Source organism: Avibacterium paragallinarum (assembly GCF_011765605.1).
Lineage (GTDB): Bacteria > Pseudomonadota > Gammaproteobacteria > Enterobacterales > Pasteurellaceae > Avibacterium > Avibacterium paragallinarum.
The window spans coordinates 436,977-456,403 of record NZ_CP050316.1 but is presented as its reverse complement, the minus strand read 5'-3'; the positions used below and the strand labels follow the sequence as shown (position 1 = coordinate 456,403).

At 39.1% G+C, this 19,427-nt stretch carries 14 protein-coding genes; 8 read left to right on the top strand and 6 right to left on the bottom strand.

The annotated features are described in order from the left end of the window. Window positions 1–23: 23 nt before the first annotated feature. Window positions 24–1,556 carry a DEAD/DEAH box helicase family protein gene (locus tag HBL79_RS02375; protein ID WP_046097429.1) on the top strand — a complete coding sequence of 511 codons (1,533 nt, stop codon included), beginning with the start codon at window positions 24–26 and terminating at the stop codon, window positions 1,554–1,556. Window positions 1,557–1,589: 33 nt separating this feature from the next. Here HBL79_RS02375 and HBL79_RS02370 read toward each other — a convergent pair whose 3' ends face one another. Continuing rightward, window positions 1,590–6,716 (bottom strand): SNF2-related protein, encoded by a 5,127-nt coding sequence (locus tag HBL79_RS02370; RefSeq protein WP_035688181.1) that lies wholly within the window; start codon window positions 6,714–6,716, stop codon window positions 1,590–1,592. A 230-nt stretch (window positions 6,717–6,946) separates the two neighbouring features. Here HBL79_RS02370 and HBL79_RS02365 point away from each other — a divergent pair, with 230 nt between their 5' ends. The 3 genes from HBL79_RS02365 (at window position 6,947) to HBL79_RS02355 (ending at window position 9,596) form a co-directional block, all read left to right on the top strand. Further along, entirely contained in the window at window positions 6,947–7,477 is a 531-nt protein-coding gene (locus HBL79_RS02365) for a Rha family transcriptional regulator (protein WP_035688183.1), read from the top strand. A 281-nt stretch (window positions 7,478–7,758) separates the two neighbouring features. After that, entirely contained in the window at window positions 7,759–8,238 is a 480-nt protein-coding gene (locus tag HBL79_RS02360) for a hypothetical protein (RefSeq protein ID WP_017807194.1), read from the top strand. 461 nt (window positions 8,239–8,699) lie between these two features. Next, window positions 8,700–9,596, top strand: a complete 897-nt coding sequence (locus HBL79_RS02355; protein ID WP_051128105.1) for a KilA-N domain-containing protein — start codon at window positions 8,700–8,702, stop codon at window positions 9,594–9,596. A gap of 245 nt (window positions 9,597–9,841) precedes the next feature. Here HBL79_RS02355 and HBL79_RS02350 read toward each other — a convergent pair whose 3' ends face one another. From HBL79_RS02350 to HBL79_RS02335, 4 genes are read right to left on the bottom strand one after another with little or no spacing between them, the layout of a single operon-like run. Next, entirely contained in the window at window positions 9,842–10,831 is a 990-nt protein-coding gene (locus HBL79_RS02350; RefSeq protein WP_051128106.1) for a hypothetical protein, read from the bottom strand. Continuing rightward, entirely contained in the window at window positions 10,832–11,893 is a 1,062-nt protein-coding gene (locus tag HBL79_RS02345; protein WP_021724768.1) for a hypothetical protein, read from the bottom strand. Continuing rightward, window positions 11,893–12,222: a hypothetical protein gene (locus HBL79_RS02340; RefSeq protein ID WP_167316910.1), complete on the bottom strand. Its 330-nt coding sequence runs from the start codon at window positions 12,220–12,222 to the stop codon at window positions 11,893–11,895. Before HBL79_RS02340 ends, HBL79_RS02345 begins: the two co-directional genes overlap by 1 nt. Before the next feature lie 17 nt (window positions 12,223–12,239). Next, the gene (locus HBL79_RS02335) at window positions 12,240–14,903 is read right to left on the bottom strand and encodes a glycoside hydrolase family 19 protein (RefSeq protein WP_167316909.1); all 2,664 of its coding nucleotides are present in this window, start codon (window positions 14,901–14,903) and stop codon (window positions 12,240–12,242) included. A gap of 149 nt (window positions 14,904–15,052) precedes the next feature. On the opposite strand from HBL79_RS02335, the gene HBL79_RS02330 reads away from it, so the two are divergent. From HBL79_RS02330 to HBL79_RS02315, 4 genes are read left to right on the top strand one after another with little or no spacing between them, the layout of a single operon-like run. Beyond that, window positions 15,053–15,565 carry a hypothetical protein gene (locus tag HBL79_RS02330; RefSeq protein WP_017807187.1) on the top strand — a complete coding sequence of 171 codons (513 nt, stop codon included), beginning with the start codon at window positions 15,053–15,055 and terminating at the stop codon, window positions 15,563–15,565. A 3-nt stretch (window positions 15,566–15,568) separates the two neighbouring features. Then, window positions 15,569–15,952, top strand: a complete 384-nt coding sequence (locus tag HBL79_RS02325; RefSeq protein ID WP_017807186.1) for a hypothetical protein — start codon at window positions 15,569–15,571, stop codon at window positions 15,950–15,952. Between the two features lie 2 nt (window positions 15,953–15,954). Continuing rightward, entirely contained in the window at window positions 15,955–16,866 is a 912-nt protein-coding gene (locus tag HBL79_RS02320) for a hypothetical protein (RefSeq protein WP_035688185.1), read from the top strand. Window positions 16,867–16,874: 8 nt separating this feature from the next. Beyond that, window positions 16,875–17,414, top strand: a complete 540-nt coding sequence (locus HBL79_RS02315) for a hypothetical protein (protein WP_035688187.1) — start codon at window positions 16,875–16,877, stop codon at window positions 17,412–17,414. Window positions 17,415–17,499: 85 nt separating this feature from the next. On the opposite strand, the gene HBL79_RS02310 is transcribed toward HBL79_RS02315, so the two are convergent. After that, window positions 17,500–19,419 carry an NUDIX domain-containing protein gene (locus HBL79_RS02310; RefSeq protein WP_035688188.1) on the bottom strand — a complete coding sequence of 640 codons (1,920 nt, stop codon included), beginning with the start codon at window positions 19,417–19,419 and terminating at the stop codon, window positions 17,500–17,502. Between the last annotated feature and the right edge of the window lie 8 nt (window positions 19,420–19,427).

The following is a 19,427-nucleotide window of genomic DNA, read 5'->3' as shown; positions in this document are numbered from 1 at the left end:
AAATCAACCTTTATGCTAGAGGAATGAGCAAAAATACCCTACCTAAATTAATTCAAGATCATCGTTATGCCGCTTTTGTGAAACGGTACGCTTTCAATTTGCCTTTATTTGCGAAAGAAGTTTGCGGATTAGATCTCACTTATCAGCAAATTGATGTGATGGAGAGCGTACAGACACTCGGATCTCGTACTTCTATTTCATCTGGCCACGGCACGGGAAAGACAGCGAGCTTTGGGGTGATCGTACTTTGGCACTTAACTTGTTATTATAATTCGATCACGGCAGTTATAGCCCCAAAAGTAGAACAAGTACGAAAACAAGTATTTAAGGAAGTTGCGTTATCACTCAATCGAATGAAAAAAAGCAACTTTAGCTGGGTTGCTGAAGAAGTAGAACTCAATGCTACCGACATTAATATTAAGGGGGCGAAGCAATATTGGCACGTTCTTGCCAAAACGGCACCCAAAAATGAACCTGAAAACTTGGCGGGGTTGCACGGCGATTATCTTTTAGTCATCGCTGATGAAGCCTCTGGGATTGAAGATACCCACTTTGGCGTGCTGACAGGTTCACTCACTGATCGCCGAAACAGAATGGTGCTTGCCAGTCAGCCAACTCGAAATACGGGCTTTTTCTATGAAACCCATCATAAACTAAGCCGTGCTTTTGGTGGTGCGTGGAATAATCTTACACTCAATTCTGAACTTTCTCCCATTGTTAGCTATGAATTTTTACAAGAGAAGAAACGCCAGTACAGCAAAGAGCAATACGACATTAAAGTACGCGGATTATTTCCGAATAAATCCGATGGCTTTTTATTGGGGCGTAGTGAGGTTGAAGCGATCTTCGGACATAATCCATTAAATGGCTATCAAGATTGGGGCTATGTGATCCCTATTGATGTCGGAGGTGGGGATTTTCGCGATGACAGTGTAATGACCGTTGCACGTGTGTGGGGATTTGGAATGTATGGCGAAAATGCCCGCCGTGTTTATATTGAAGACATTCCCATTGTGCGTGATGATCAAGATACGGTGAATTTTGCAAGAGCGGTCGCCAGAAAATCTACAGATTATCAAAACGCTACCCTTGTCGTGGACTATGGCGGGCTAGGGGTAGGTTTCATTCATAACCTTAATGACCTTGGTGTGCCAAATATTGAAAAAGTGAAATGGGGAAATCTTTGTTTCCGTAAGGAATTAAAAGAGAGTTTTTATAATTTACGTGCACAGTCGATCGTTTCTCTTGCCAGAGCCATTCAAGAAAAACGCTTTGGTATTAGTGCAGCGGTTGCGGATCGTTATGGCATACGCATCATTAATGAATTAACTCGCATACCTTACAATTATGATAATAAAGCCCGCTACCAAATTATGAGTAAACCCGATATGAAAGCTCAAGGCATACCCTCGCCTGATATTGGCGATACGTTTGCCTTTGCGTTCCTTGAAAGCACGCATTATATTGCGGCAGAAATTGGTGAGCAAACAGAAATAGATCGCCGCTGGTCGGATAAAATCGCTCAAAGTTTAGCAGGACTTGATAACTACCTCTAAAAAAGTGCGGTCAAAAAAGACCGCACTTTGTGACTAGACAACCGAATTTGCTGTAATCTTCGCATTATTGAGATCTTCACGATAAGCTTCGACAAGCCAATCCCAAGCCTGCTTATGAATGATCCAGCTGTTGGCGGGTAAGACGGCGAACTGCTCATCATTAAATTGTTTGAAGAATTGTCCATCACCTTTCTGATTAAAGGATTTGTCTTTCTTCAGCCACGCAATGGCATAAGTAGGATCAAGTTCATCACGTTTTAATACACTGTTTACACTGTTACGGAATTTATTCCCGTTACTGTCTTGATATTTCAACGTATTGCCCGAAACAACCAGATAATTCGCAAGAAGAGTATAGCGTAAGGCTTCTTTTTCCTTTGCTTTTTCTGCATTCTGTTTTTCAAGCTGTTTTTGTTGGTAATCAATAAATAAATCTGATGCCAAGCGGAATAGATAAGTGAAAATATTGCTCTTAAAATCCGTTATACGAGAAGAAACAACGCGTTGATAATCAAACAAGGTAAACCCCTTCTCAATAACCTTTAATTCTTCAAGACGAGCATTGGCTAGTTCATTCATTTTCTGAATTAAGGCTTCTCCACTCTCGATATTCGCAACATCAATTTGACTAAAGACATTTTCTACCGCCTCTAATGGCTGAGGCATTGGCGTGTGTATTAAATCGGAGAAGTAACCATCAGCTACCTTCTCATTTAATGGATAATTGTATTTCACATAAAAGGTGAATAATTCATCACTCACATCGTTTGACCAATAATATCGGGACTGATAAATATTACTGATCGGGGCATAAATACCGTTATCTCGATACTCCACACCTTGATCATCATAAATACGACGAATATGTTCGTAAGCTTCTGGTGATTGCTTTAACGCTTGATAGTCTTCCTCATTCAAAATAAGTGAAAAATCAAGATTACGATCATTGAATCGATATTGACGTGCTTCACTCAATTTGACTTTGGCTGAGCTGTCAATATATTTTTCAATTTCAGGCATCTCTTTAGTCCACCACTCATAGGTTGATAAAGACTGCTCCGCACGTTTTGCAATGTGCTGATAAATCACTTCACTCTCAGGACTATTTGCCTTAATTAAGTGGTATCCCTTCAATTTTTCTTCATTATAACGATCTATTCCTTTATTCTCTAAAGGTTCTAATGAAATCCCAAGTCCAAACAAATAATGATCATTAATCGAACTAACGTAGATTAAATCATTTTCTGATTGTAATAAATCCCCCTCTAATATTGGATAATTCTCCACCAAAAAGGCTTTTGCCTCTTTTAATGCTTGCAACCTTTCTTCATCAATATCTACCTGACTTGCCAGTTCTGATAGCTTATGTTCATACTCTTCTATCATCTGTGTGTAAGCCCCGCTCTCTTCTTCCCAATTATTGTAAAGTGGGTGTTGCTCTCCTTTTTCGAGATTTTGTTTTAAGCTGTTTGATTTGGTGCCGTAATAAGGTTGGCTTTCTTCAAGCAGACTGCTCGCTCGTTTAAAATCCTCATCAGGCATTACATCGGGATAAATAGATTGGTATTGACGCACGAATGCCGCCCACTTTTTCATTAATACGGCATTTCTTCGCTCAAGCTTGCTTTCCAAACCAATACGTTTTTTCTGTTTGCTTGAAATCGTGGCCTCATTTGTTTCATTTTCCAACTCTTGACGAATTTTGCTAATGTTATTCTCTAATGGAGCAATTTGAGCAATGATTTCATTGTTGATTGCCTCTAAATGCCTTACGGCATCATTAAAATGGGATTGTAGAAAATCATCAAAAGTACGGATTTTTTGTGCTTCTGTTTTGATCGTTTCTGCCATTTGATAGGTATTGACAAAATCCTGTTTAAGCGTGGCTAAACGTTTTTCTTCGTTAAGTTTTTTCAGTTTTTCCTCAGCCTGTTTATAGGCTTCTTCATTACCCATTAAGTCAGCTAAATATTCCTGATCTTTTTTGCTTAGTCCATTTTCAATATTAACTTTATTTTCATCTCCATAGAGTAAATGATTAATCCAACTCGCTTTATTTCCAATCAACTTGCGTTTATAGCTATCAAATGTACCATTCGCATCATAATGATAAACATTCACCGCAATGCCTTCTTGTGCTAAATAGTTACCTTGACGAACACCACGACCATTACGCTGTTGCAAACTATCGGGTGTCCAGCCTACCGTTAAATGATGAATAGCTTGTGTGCCTTTTTGTAGGTTGATTCCCACTTCCGCTTTCTTATTGGCAATAATGATTTCATATTTGTTTTCAGAAAGCGTTGTGCCATTTTCATCAATAACGGTGTCCGCATTAAAGCCATCTTGAATTTCTTGCACCTCTCCGCTGTCTTTCACGGATTTTGCATTAAAAATCACAATTTTATGTGCTGGGATATTGGCTTTATTGACGAGGGCGAGCTTTAATTTATTATGTGAGCCGATCATATCGCAAAAAATAATTTGCTTACACACGCCCCCTTTGGCTTTCGGATTAGCCCGCTCAAGATTAACGTTTTCTAAAAGTGCGGCCATTTTTGAACCGAGTTTTACATCAAGTGCTAACCCCGCTTTTTCAGCAAGTTTCAAAAATTTACTCTGATTTTCAAAATCCGTCGTGGTTAATTCTATCTGGTTGTTAATTAAACGAGCGATAACCTGAACAGTATAAAGCGTTTTTGTTGCGAAATCGTCAATCCCTTCTTTATCTTTCGCCATCATCGTATCAAGAATAATCTCTGCGGTTGTACCAATCAAATTCTCACGTTCTTCTTTTAAATTGAGCTTGTTAAACTGTTCGATCACCGTTTTAGCTAGCGTTTTTTGACTTGGCTCAATAAAATAACGCGTCATCTCTGAACTCAGATCTCGATCAAGTAAGGTTTTTGTTACTTTATTAATAAAATTAAATGGGTGAGCCAACACTTCTGGCGTTTCACCTGTTTTAAGTGTAAGAGCCATCATATGTTCTTGTGTTTCCAAAGACACGTCCCCGTTTTTATCCACATAGCGTTTGGCTAAACGATAATCGGTTTTTAATGTTTCAATTGCTGCTTTAGTTTCTTCAAATAAAGCGATATGAGTTTCGTTTTCTTCACTTTCTGGAATGTAATCTCGCCCATTTGGTAAATCATCAGCATTTTTAATCGCCGCAACGGATTGAATAAGTTTGCGAAGCACGCCAACATTACGTAGCCCAGAAAAAACTTCAGTTTCCACTTCTCGCCCATCTACGGTACTTTCCTCGCGGGTCTCAATATAGCAAAAATTTTCCAAAAATTGATCCGCACCTTTAATCCCTGTAAGACCATTGACTTTTTCTTCGCCGACAGCCAAAGAAAGCATTGAATAAATTTCTAATGGGGAATTCGTAATAGGGGTTGCCGTGAGACAAAGTACACCATCTTGCTTTTGATTTTGCCCTCGTATATACCAGGCTTTAACCGCACCATTCACACCTCTTGCTGAGGGATCAGCAAGTGAAAGCCATTTAACACGGCTACCAAAATTTCCTTTTTTGCCATTTTTGAAATTATGAGCTTCATCAATCACAAGACTATCAATGCCCATCAGCTCCAATAATTCGTTTTTCATTTTAGAGCCAATTAATTTTTTCAATTTGGCTAATGCCGATTTAAGCCGCTCATTATCCGCTGTACGTTCTCCAAATTCATATTGGCGATCAAATTGACCTTGTGCCGATAAATAACGTTCAAGCGTATCGTCTTTCAATGAAATGGATTCAAAAGCTTCCATTGTCATAAAAATCTTATCGTGCTTATTGTCCAAAATTGACACTAAATCAGCAGGCACTTCACTGGATTTTACGCTGAGATTGCCAGCTTTATCTTCTCTAATACCAACAAATAAACAACGTGCAAAAACCTCATCAGCGTAAATGCCTTTTGCCTCTTTTCTCCAGTTAGTCAGCGTCGTATTAGGCACACAGAAAATCGTTTTCTTTTTAATGTTAATGGATTGTAAATGCTGAATGGTTAATAACGCACTCGCCGTTTTCCCAAGCCCTACATCAAATCCACAGATCCCACCAAATTGACGTGATTGCTGGCGAATAAACGCCGCTTGATGAGGGCGGGGTTGGAAATCTGAATTTATCCCTATCATATTTAATGGTTCGCCATTCTCAATATTGCGGAACATTAACGCATCAGGATCATTGACTTTCTTATCGATTTCACCCATTAATTTTGAATTAGATTTCACCCACGCAGAGAAACGAATATTGGCAGAAGCAAGGATTTTTTTCATTAATACTCGACGTTCTTTGTCTTCTTCTTTTGTTTTCGCCGCCGTGGTAAAGCTGTGTGTGGTGACAAAGTTCGCTACACGCTTTAATACTTTGTCTTCAATGCTTTCATAAGAAGATGAACGGGAGGGCTTAAACTCAACCACCTGCTCCCCTTTCGTATTGGTACGAACAATGAAATTGCCCCTGCCATTTGAAACATATTGATTAAGAAAACGTACACGATCTTCAAGGCTAACAAAACTGGTTGTGATCTCAAAATCCATATCACGCACATTTGCACGCAATAACCGTTCTTCTGCTGCATTAAGTTGATTAATGAGCTGTATTTTATGTTCCCCCTCAGCTTGAGCAATCGCCTCTTCGTGTAATGTTCGAAAATCTCCAAAGTTTCCCGAATAATAATCCTCAGCGGAAATAATATTTTCACCGTTTAAGCTCACACACCATTCTTGAGATTGATTTAAATCAATCTCTGGAAAATGTTGTTGGAAAATGGCTTTTGAAATTCCTCCATTAAGCCCAAATTTCGCCCCTTGCTCATACAGCAATTTTTCGTATTGTTGTGAAACGCTAAGCGAGGTGTTTTGTTCTGCTATTTGTGCCGTTTGCCCGAGCCAATACTCAGAAAAACGATTATGTTTTACCTCATAAACTTTAGGCGTTGAAGTCATAATCTTCAATGTGCCTTTCATTCGTTTATCAAACCACACAGGGACGCGTGTTTTAGTAAGACGCAAGCGTTTGATTTGCTCTGAAAGCGTAGGGTAGAGTTCAAGTTTGTTAATGTTAGATTGATTGGCGTGTTTTTGTTCGGCTTCATCATAAGCCAAAACCACAGTTGCCGTGGTTAAATCATTTAAAGAGAGCATTGTTTTCCCCTTGGTCATATTTTCTCAAGAGAATTATGAATAATGTAAAGTTAGACCATTGGGAAATTTTCCTATTAGGAAAAATCAAAATTTCTCTTTTCATCTATTTCTTATTATTCACTCAAGCCCTAAAAGATAGTGCCAGTACTCACGAAAGCAGCGTTTATACTTTCCGCTCGCTGTTTCTTTTAGGGTGCTTGAGTCACCTAGCGGAAATAAGGAAAGTTAAAATGCAATTAGCCAACCCAGAAAATTTTAAACAGTTTGTACAAATTAAAGATAACAGTACGGTAACCACTTCTGAGATTGTGGCAAAAGTGTTTGGAAAGCGACACGATAATGTTATTCGTGATATTCGGGCTATTCTACAAGAATGCGATGAGGATTTTGCAAAACTCAATTTTGAGGTTTGTTTTAAAATCAATAAGTTACAGAATGGTAAACCCACACCTTATTATAATTTAACTAAAAACGGATTTATGTTACTTGTAATGGGCTATAAATCCAAAAAAGCAATGAAGATGAAAATTGCTTATATTCAAGCTTTTGATTATATGGCTGGTGAATTGGCAAAAGGGGCGGCAGGGTTACTAGAGCAGTATTATCAATTATTAGGTGAGCATAATGCCGAAAAACAATTTGCTAGTCTTTGTGGCAAAGGGTTAAACCAATGGAAAGAGAAAAAACCATTAATTGAGGCAACACTTCGATTATTTGAAGACAAAATGCAAATTGAGCTACCATTATTGAATAAGCTCTAAGCATACGAAAAATTAAATCCCTGTTGACCTCAGCAGGGTTTTCTTTTATATTACCCACATAGGCGTCGAAACCTACAACCAAAGGCGGTAATCCGCACCCGACAGCATAGCGGTTTTTTTATGCGTAAAATTTGTGTTTCTCCTTTTTTCTCATAACGAATTGAACGCACATATCACTCTATGCCGAGAGGGCGGAGAATAAAACACCCGAAAGGGGAATAATCCCGACCGTTCCTTTGGCGGTTTTCGAACCTCTTGGCAACCCAACTTAAGGACTAGAAGTGCAATTTGTCGAAACAAGTGAGAATAACATCACTTATATTCATACCGAATTTAATATTGAAAATGTAACTTATTTAGCCATTTTTTCAAAAGATGATGAAACGTTATTTTTCTTTAACGATGACGTAAATATAACAAAATACATTCATCATCGTCAGGTATATTCTATTAAATTTCTTGTGAAAGATTATCTTGAAACAGAAAATGATGATTTGTACGCGCCACCGTTGGATCATAAATTTGGCAAAAAACAAATTGCTGAATTAAAACAAAAACTTGAGGAAATTGTCTATCAGCATTATTTAAGGTTTAAGCCAGATTGCTATGTTTTTGTAGGGGAACGCCCTTCATTAATCAGAATGTATAAAAAACTTTGTGCAAACCCAAGCGATTTTATGGTAAACTTTAAGCCAATAACGGATTTAGGCAGTCATAGAGATTGTTTTGTGATAAAAACCCCATCCTACAAGGAGGAATAAAATGATGAAGAAAACGACCGCTGCCGAAATGAAAAAACAAGCAGCCCAAAAATTTAAAAAAGCGTATCAACAAGCGAAAAAAAATGGCGCACTAAAAGAAATTTCAGAATAACCCCCTTAGTACAATTACCCCTAGCAGTGAAAATTGGTAGGGGTTTTTCATTTGACAACCCAAATTTATTTCATTACTATTAGTTTCATAGGTGTCAGAACCTTAGTAGCGGGAATCCGCAACCGAAATCCAATGCGGTTTTTTTGTGTCTAAAATTTGGTGTTTCTCCTTTTCTCAGCCAAGTTTAACAAAAAACGGTAAATGACAATCAATGATCGAGTGGGTGAGGAATACAATACCCGAAAGGGAAATAACTCCAGCTTACTACTAGGCTTCTGAACCACTCGATCACCAGTTACCTTTATGATAAAGGCAACTGACATTATTCAGAAAATTAGTAGAGGCAATTATGTCAAATATCATCACCGCTGATTACAACGGCACTCAAGTTTTCTTTCAAAACGACGCTTATCTCAATGCAACAGCAATTGCTAAACGCTTTAACAAACGCCCTAATGATTGGCTAAATTTACCAACCACACAAGAGTACATTGAAGCCTTATCAAAAGCCGAAACAAGAAAATCTGGTAACGCTACCAAAGTGGAAAAATCCCACTTTGTAAAAACAGTAAGAGGTGGTAAAAATTTATCAAAGCAAGGAACTTGGCTACATCGCCGTTTAGCTGTTCCATTCGCCCGTTGGTTAAATGTTGAATTTGCAATTTGGTGCGATGAAGAAATCGAGAAAATACTAATCGGGCAAAAACAGGCAAACTTATTAACAACAGAAAACGACACCATCACCCCCGAAGAACAACGCCTTATTCAAAACGCCGTTGCTGCAACTCATCAACGTACCAAAATGAGTTATGGCGAAATCTGGGCAAGAGTGAAAAATAAATTTGCGGTGGCGAAATATGAGCAAATCAAACGCAAAGATCATCGTGATGTGATGATTTACATTGCTTCAATGCACTCAATGCAAGAATTGCCACCCAATAGCCTTGCGTTAGATATGGAAAATTTCTATATGCTAGCTAAAGCAATGAATTACATCAATCATTCTGTTGCCGCTTGGGAGCGTTTAGAAGATTTATTTTCTGATTTGGAAAGCCATAAAAACTACAAAACCGCTTTCAACCTTGGCACTGCGAGCAATCGCCTTGCACAAACGCTAGAAAGCTTTATCGCCAAGCACACCCAATCGCTTAAAGATAAAAACATACGCGAAGAAATCGAAAACTTGATTTTTAACAGCCCAAGAACAGAGCAAAGCCCCACAAAAACCGTAAATTACTTACGTTAAAAACCTAACCAAAACCGACCGCACTTCCTCGTGAACCGTGTGGCGGTTTTGCTCAACCTAAATTCAGTGAAAAGGTGGAATTATGTTCAGAATTTTAATGATTATCGGCTTGTTGTGGTGTGCGTACGAACTCGATTTAGCTTCAGACTGCGATGGGCATTATTGTGGAATAACCACAGATTTGTTAGTGAAAAAGTAAGAAAAAAACGACCGCACTTTGTTGTGCGGTTCTTTATCTTTACCACTTACTGAATAAACGTGTCCGTTTGAACAAATCGCATCGTAAATTCTTGCATTGCGTCTTCTCGGCGACTGAAATCATATTCAATGCCAACAGGGCGGGCGATAATGGTTTCTTCAAAGCCACCGTTATTTGTCGCATCATTCACAAAAGCGTGCAGAATGCGGATTTGCACTAAACCGTCTAATAATACGCCCACCGTGCCATCTTTATGGATCATTGCTGAGGCTTGTTGTTTGAAAAAGCGTTTGATTGTGCCTTGTTCATCGTCCATTGTGGTGATCGATATTTCCGCCTGTTGTGAGCTTTTTACGCCATCAATGATTGCCGAACCGACATTGTACTGATCAGCCTCAATGGAGAATGGCGTGTAATTAATTTCTGTCGCTAACATATTAAAATTAGAGGTAATCCCTCCGCCTTGTTCTCCTAATGCATTCAAAACAGGGATTGAATTAATAGCGTGATTGATGGCAGTTGTTGTAATTGATCCCGCAGCTTTGCCCCACGCACCACCGATACTAGACGAGAGTTCAGAACCGACTGCCTGACTAATCATTCCGCTTAGACTTCCAAATGCAGATCCTGAATAAGGGGAGATATTTAGGAGCCATAAATTCTTTCTTGCTTGCTCTGTCGCATAGGATAACATTATTAATCTTTTGACTTCTTCCTGAGATAACTTCGCTGTCAAAGGACTACTTGCAAGCCAAAACTTACTGGAATCGCTACCTATTAATCCTGGTATAAACTTATTGAGTACATTTGAGTTAATAATTGATCCCACAACATTTGCGACATTCTCAGCATTAAATCCTCCATTGATAAGTTGAACCGCCCCATTAAGAAAAGGGAGCTTATCAGAAGACATTTTAGACGCTGCTATTTTTACGCCCTGATTAACAAGCGTATTTCCTATCTTCCCTAATGGGCTATCGCCAAATAAGTCCATTGCTCCGTTTCCTTTAGAACCAACTTCATCAAAAATTCCCATTTACTCCTCCCCTGTTTTATTTTGTCTAATTTGTGCTTCAACTTGATGCAAGGCAGATAATACATTAAGCTTTTGTTGTGCATTTTTTCTATCTTTCCTAAATCGCGTTGGTGTTGGATTACTTAATGTTTGGCGATAACGAGAAAATAAGGTCGCTGCTATTTTTTGTTCTTGTTCACTTAAAATATCCCCATTTTCAACTTGCATTTTTGCAATATGCCGTTCCATCTGTCGCCTTGTGGTTTGCGTTTTGACTATTTTCGTCTTATCTTTCACTTGATATTGTTTCAAAATCGCTTTCACCAAAAACTTATGAAATCCTGCATTTTTCTGAATGGTTTGCATTACCCGCAAAACGTGTTTACAAGCAATACCGTGTAAATTAGGATTGCGGATTTTAGGATAGGCTGTTTCTTTTCGTGCTAATGGATTTGTCCCCACATAAGCAAACCCGCCAATGGTTGCAATATAGCGATACCAGAATGTATGCCGTCCACAATCACAATCAAATTTTAATAATGAGGTTTTAAGTTGTTTGGCATCAATTTCGGCTTGCTTTTTAGGTTCGAGGTTAATCAGATGTTTGGTAATTGAACCAAATGCAGTAAATTCAACATTGACATAATGTTTAGTCTCATTATATTTACCACTTGCTGCTGTGATAAAAGTAATCACTAAAGATCCTCTTGATGGGAGATAGCTTGCAGCAACAGGCTGTGCCCAAGGAATTTCCTTACTTGCTCTGGTTCTATCAATCGCACGAGACTTATTAATCACAAACTCAGCTGTTACCCCCTCTTTATATTTGCTATCTAAACGATGTCGTTTTCTATCAAATTCAATGAGGTCCTCTGCAGTGATCGGTCTTGACACCCCACCTAATGTGGTATTTAAAATCTCAGAAAAACTCCCCTGAGATAAATCACCATACATTTCAGCAATTCTATGTTCAGGCAATAATCGAGAATGCTCTACGTGATTTCTTCGACTAATCTCTTGTTTAGCCCGAACTTTTTGGTGATTTAATTCAATGGACGCGATAGATGCTTGTCTTGCCATCATTAAATTCTCCCTTTCTGTGCTATTCCACCCGTTACGATATGAGCAATACGACGATCAGAAACATCTTGAGTCAAATATTGAGCAGCTGGATCTAATGAATTCGATGCTTGAGCAGTAGATTGTTCGACTTTTTGTTGCTCTATTGTTGCTTTTTTTGCCGTCTCTTGCTCAACGATTTTTAGCGACTCTTTTGAGGTATCTTGTGGCTGTTTAATCTTAGGTATAACCATACCATCTATCGATGAAACCGGTTTCATCTGAGAAAGTAAGTCTGTATTTTTCTCTACATATTGTTTACTTAATCCAGTCATCTCGACAGGGTTATTCATAAATTTATCAACAGAATTTAATTTGCTTTGCCCTTTAGCAAGGCATCCCTTCCGTGAGCATTTGTCGTTACATTACCAATAATACCCGCACTAAAACGCGTAAAATCTTTTCCATAAGATCGATCTTTTAAATAAGCGTCGGCGACTTTGGCGGCGATAACTGGATCATTAACTAAGTCAGGGTTATTCACTAAATCTTCCCCGATCATTTGTCCATATCGCATATAATTAGCCCTTCCAGTCAATTGAACAAGCCCGCGACCTCTGAAACGCCAACCATCTCCCTCCTGAGTATTACCTAGCTTAGAGCCATTCGCATCAGCATATACAACGTTAGCGAGTGCCTCAGGATTACGAACTAACGTGTTTACATCCCCACCCCATTTTTTTATTTTTGCACCGTGTACAGCCATAATGCGTTCAGCCGAGCTATAATTCATATTTTCAGATGCCCCGTGTGCGAAATCGCCTGTTTCTCTCGCCATATTAGCAAGTGTAAAACGAATATCTTGTTCTGATGCACCATTCTTTCGAGCAATTTCAATATAGGCATCTCTCGCTTTAGCGGCATCCCCTTTATTATCAAATGAAACCACACTAGATGAATTGCTCACAGGCATACCGTTTTCAGTTATAGAAGAAGTCGGGTAGCCTACTTGCTCATTTATATAAGTCGCACCTCCTAATTTCTCTTTTAGAAAAGCAAAAATGTCATTTAATGTTGTAAAAATTAAACTTAGATATTCATTACTCAATGATACTCGTTCATTCGTATTACTGATTGCATTTACATTTTCTTCTTGAGAATGATTAACTTGTTGAAGCTGTTGCTCTACCTCTTGAGGCGAGTTTTCTGTAGGAGTTGAATGATTTAGCCCCAACCACCCACTGATCGTACTGATCGCAGAATCGGCTTTATCGACCGCCCAGTTTTTTACTGATGAACCAATATTTTTTGCACCCTGTACAGCTTGAATCCCAAGTCCTACTGCACCATCCTTTATTTTTGCACCAATATTTTTAGTTGTTTTCCATACGCCTGAGAAATCTAATTCATTCCAAACAGATGTAATCCAACTACTCACGCCCTCCCAAATTTGGTTTAGCTTTTCCCCAAAACTTCCCCAATCAAGACTATCCCATTGCGTTTTGATCCAACTGCTTGTGCTATCCCACGCTGCACTGACTTTAGCGGAAAAACTATCCCAACTAAGATTGTCCCAAGTATCTTTTATCCACGCAATTGAAGCATCCCAAGCACCTGTAATTTTTTTACCAATAATACTCCAATCAAAATCTGCCGCCCACGCACCAATTTTTTCACCTATCCAGTCGCCGATCATTGCCCCTGCAATCGTGCCAACAGGCCCTAAAAGCGATCCAATCCCCCCTCCAATTAAGGTGCCAACAGCCCCGCCGACACGTTTACCACGGTTTGATTTTCCCTCTTCATCTCGGCTATCATCAAATAATCCGCCAATGCCATCGCCAATTGCTAAAAGTGAACCTAATATAGGAATTTTCTTTAATGCCCCCTTCCCTAATCGTCCAAGCCCACCAAATATACCTTTACCAAGTTTGCCAATACCTCCCAAAAGCCCAGCACCCAATTTACCCGCACCGCCAAGCATTTTTAAAAGACCTCTTCCAATTGCAGTGGCAAACATAAAAGGTAATCGAGCCAAAAGGAAAGGGAAGCGGGCAAACATTCTCAATAACCCAAATAATCGCCCAAAAACGCCATTTCCATTAGGCTTCTTCCAGATCCGCTTTAGCCAACTATTTTGTTGGTTATCAGCTTTTTCCTGTTGCTTAGTGAATTTTTTAAAAAATCGAAAGAAACGATTATGCTGACGCTGCTCTTTATCTTGGCCTCCAAATAACTTGCCAAATCCTCGCCCAGTAGCACCAACAACAGTTTTCGTGGTATCAAATACCGAACCTAGCGGCCCTGTAATTTCTTTGACGCCATCAATAAGCGGATCGAGATTATCAGGGGTATCTATGGCATCTTTAATTCCACTTAGCACTTCAACCATTGCGTTTTCGCGTGCAAGTTCCTGTGTTTCCTCCTCCGAATCTGATTTAGTCGGATTTTTTATGCCTTGTTCATCAAGTTCTGCCTCTTTGACAAAACGTCCGTCTTTATCTCGAACACGCCCGTTTTTATCTCGTTGCCATTGGTTAGGAAGCACTTCAGCATTCTCAGTCCTTTCCTTTTTCTTTGGTGGTTTATTCTGTTCAAGAATAGGTTGCGTTTGCTGTTTCGAGCTTTTTGTCTGACGTGCTTTTACAACTGGATTTAATTTTTCTTTTCCTGGATGTGTTTTACGTTCTTTAAAATGTCCAGTGTCAAATCTTGATTTATCATTTCGTTCTTCTTTCTGTTTTACTTTATGCAAATTCTCCTGATTTTTTGACCGCACTTTATCAACGACCTTGGGTGTTTTCAGTGCTTGAATTAATTCCTCGTTTGTGCGTTTTTCTGACAAATGACGCGATTTTGCTTGTTTCTCGGCTTGTGCTAACAGTGCAATTTGACGACCACCAAAATTCTCCAAAATATCGCGAATAGATGCGGTATCTTCCTTAATCTCAACTAAGGTATCACGTTTTTGTTCTTCTACGGTTTGTGCTTCATTTTGATTCGGGTTTTCAAATAACCCATCTTTTTCTGACATTGTGCTACTCCTTGGCAAATTGAGATGCCACATTATCTAGCTCTGCTATCTTCTCGCCTCGGTAATTTTCCTATTAGGAAAAATCCAAAAATCCGAATTCAGCTCATTTCTAAAATGAAAGCTCTATTTACACAATACAGGAGCTTTTTATGGCATTAACAACAGCTGGACATTTGAAAAATCATTTTTCATTACGTCAAACAATGGGGGCAGACGCGACGAACTCTGATGCCACTTTAGTCATTGATGGTTACGAGAATTTCTTCATTAAAGTTAAGTCGTTTCCTGATCCCTCTAGTGGCATTAGCGGGAATATTGAAGTCCCTTCCCCACTTGGCAACATTTACTATAAGCCTCAACAAGCAAAAACGGCATTTAATGGTTCAGCATCATTTTTAGAAACCGAAGATCGTGCTGTTCAAGCAATGCTTGACGAGATCAAACTGAAAGGCGGTTACTTCAATGCGTGGCTATATCACGGCGATCCTGACAAATATGTCAATCGAAAACGCTTAGAAAAATGCTTCTTTGAACAAGCTGCACCAACACAGCGTGATATGCAGTCAAATACCGAAATCCTGCTTATCGAGGGTGATATTTCAGGCAATTACTTCGGTGAGATTGAACAAGGGAACGTTCAAACCTTAATGGGAGGCTACTAATCAATGATAGAAATGACGGTAAGCGAACTTGCTGAAAATTATTCAGGGCATTTGCGTCCGACAGGGCTTGTTATCACTGATGATGTCATTTTATCCCAAGCCCTTAAAGCTACTCGCTATTATGAGGGTTTTGGCGGATTGGCATTTTCTGAAGAAGGATCAAAGCAAATTACTCCTGATACCCCTTTAACCAAAAGTGAACTTACTGTCATTTCACCGTTATTTGAGCTTTATGTGGAACGAGAAAATGCACTCATTCTTGAAGCGAGCCGTACTCTAGGCGTTGAAGTCTATGGACGAACAGTATCGGAAATCAATAGCGATATTGTACAAAAAGAACAAGAAATTCAGCATTTAGCATTTCAATTCGATATTATCACTATCTAATAATGGAAATTATTTTACCTAATAACAAAGTGTTGCGAGGTGATTTAACGCCTCTTGTGATCAAAAGGACAGATTTAACTGCTGTGCCATCAACCCTTGAATGTTTGATTCGAGTTGATAATGAATTAAATGAATTTATTCAAGAAGGGGAAATCATATCACTCGCTGAAAAAGACGTGAAGTATCGAATTATTGCTACCTCAAAGCAAGGCGATGGAATTAGAACCCAGGGAAACCCAGACTACACCCTGACTAAAGTCATTGCAATCTTAGATTCTTGTCATCAAATTGCTTTCGCAAAACAAAAAGCCATCATAAAAGAAAATACGAATTTTAGCACAATTTATCGTGCTTGCGGAGCAACTATTGGCGTATCAAAGGATATTAAAGTGCGTCGTTTTTCCTGTTATATCGGCTCCCCACCGAGTTTTCAAATTCAACAAGCTTTGCAACGTGAAGCAGCAACGATAGTTTGGGATGGCAAACAAACTATCGCTTTTACCCGATTACGAGATCTATTTGAACAGCCACCTAAAGAAATTTTGCAACAAGATTGTACACAAGAATTTATTAGTGGTTTTGTCGAACGACACGAAATACCCGCCTATTATTCAAATACAGAAAATGGTGATGTAATTACATCAACCACCAAATTAGGACGAGGAGCGGATTTTGCAATGTTTGCCGATAAGCAAATCTTAAATAATCTATCCACTTACCTAATTCAACGAAAAGTATGGACAACTAGGCTGACTCCTAATATCAATGCTGGAGATATCATAGAAGTGGAACATAAAAAGTATGTAATCATCACTGCAACCCATCTATTCAGCCAGTTTGACGCTGGTTCAGGATCGCAATTAAGCCGATTTTGGCTGGGCGAATTATCTAATATGGTGAATAAAACAAAATAGGAGGAAAAATGAAATTATTACCTGCTGAAGTGAAAAGTTGGGACGGTGTAAAAATGCGAATCGCCATTCCAGGCTATACCGATGGAGCAGATCAATTTCCCGAAGCGGAAATTTGCTACCCGCTTGCCGATAGACCCGCTGATACGGGCTATAAAATTCTCCCCGGTGATGCCATTTGGATTATGTTTAACGGCGGCGATGAAAATAGCCCTATTGTAATGGGCTTTCGCAATAAAAATACAGGAGTCAATAAAGATAAACGCTTTCTTGAGCATAAAAACTTTGAAACCAAAGCCGAAAATGTAATGAAAGAAAGTGCCAAAACCCACGAAATAACCGCAACAGATTTATTCACCGTAACTAGCGGAAAAATTGTCTTTAATGCACCGGTACAGATCAACGGATCATTAAGTGCTTCTGGCGATGTTTCCATAGAAGGCGGATTTAATGCCAAAGGCAATATTTCAACGGAGGGAGACATTAATGCAACTGGCGATATTCATTCTAACGGCTCTATCACTGACAGTGATGGAGATGGCGGTGCTTAGTTAAGTTATTTTGTTCTGTTCGCGTGTAGTAGTATAAATGGTCACCCTACACGCCAACATCATTGAATACCCATTATTCTAACGATTAACTATAATTTCTTGCACTTACCATCAATCCTCTTACCCATTGCGGGATTTTCTGGCTATCTAGTCCCATTGATCTCACTTGGGCGATAAGTTCCAACAACCGATTTAAATCAAGATCACTTTCAATCGCAACAAGTGGCGAATGGTATTGTTCTAATTCGGTGTAAATATCATCAATCAACGTTGGCTTCGTTTCAGCTAATTTGGCATTCACCCAAGTTCCCTTTTTATATTCTTTAAGTACACCATCAAAATATAAGGTTTCGCCCTCTTGATAGGTGATGACGGGTTCATCTGCGGCATTGAGTAATGCCCAGTCAATCCGTGAACCCTCAAAACGACGTAATAATTTAGCAATATTGGCAACACTCTCATCAGACATTACCGCTAAAACATCTTCACCATATTTTGACCGCACTTTGCTTTCTGTACCCAGAATATATTGTGGGTTCGCTTTAAAATAACGCCCACTGATAAAGGTTTCCCATAAAACGTTCGCTTCTTTTAATATTTCTGGTGATGAATTTGCCAACTCATCAATAATCAGTTTGTTAGGTCGGCTATGTTTCTTAAAGACCAATACATCAGTAACCACATCAGCCCCAGCAGTTTCAAACAGTTTATTCGGCAACCGATACGCCCCCATAAATTCCGCTTTTAGAGAAATTTGATGGCGGATTTTGCGATAGCGTGTTCCCGTCATAATGCCTGTGCCACTCATAAACACAGCCAGCCCATTCGGACGTAATTTATCTAGCGAACGCAAAATAAAGTAACTTTCTAGGTTTTCTTTTTGATAACGGCTATCTTTAAATTGATTACCCCCGCGATTATCCCCAAAAGGAACATTGGTAATCACTGCATCAACAATTTCATCTTCTGTCGCAGCAGCAACCGCCTCAAAGGGACTGATCGTAACTTTATGGCTATCATCATTAAATAAAATCTGATTGATTGTGCCACTCGTCTGATCAAGCTCAATACTTTCCATTAAAACATTTTGGGGGGCTGTCGCACTAAAAATCCCCGTTCCCGCACAAGGATCAAGCACTTTCCCACCACTAAATCCCATTTCCGTTAGCAAGTCCCACATTCCTTGTGCGATGGGTTTTGGCGTGTAATATTCATAGCTTGATCCTCGAGTTCCTTCAGCGGTAGTCAACCCACCACCAGATCCAGAATAATGCGATAAAATGATTTTTTGTTCTTGTGTAATGTCATCAATATTCATCTCACCACGTTGAACTTTCTGTACAATCTCAATTGCCGCATTGTTGGCCGCTTGTCGTTGAGTTTGAGTTATGCCTTCGGGATTGTAATTAAATAAATCTGTAGGATTAACTACTGTTTGTGATTCGTATTTGTCTCCTAGCCCTAAACTTTTTTCATACAATGATTTTAAATCTGAATATTCACCTACTAATTGATAAGATTGAGCATCACCAATAGAAACCCAAGCAAAATCGTGCAATTCTTCTTTTTGTAATTTCACGTTTTGAGAGGCATCAACTACCAATAAGAAACGGTGCGATTCTCCGCCACTTGGTAGCTTTTTTTGCTCTAGAAATTCAACAGTACTAGCTTTAATACCTGTTTCTTCTTTTAATTCACGAATCGCTGCTTGTGCGGGAGTTTCGTTTTCTTCAATATGTCCGCCTGGGATCCACCATTTACCAGGTTTAAATTTGTCAGAAAGCGAACGTTGAACCAATAATATATTGCGATCTAAATCCTTAACCAGCACATCTGCATAGCTATTTTGTTTATTTGACTCACGATCAATCACGCCTAATTGAGCAAGTAAGGCCTGAACCTTACCTGCTAACGCAATTTTTTGAATAGGATTTGCTTCCGCTGTCATTGCATCGACAGCATCATTTAATTCGCCTGCCAACTTAATTTTTAATAAAGCATCCATTATCTATT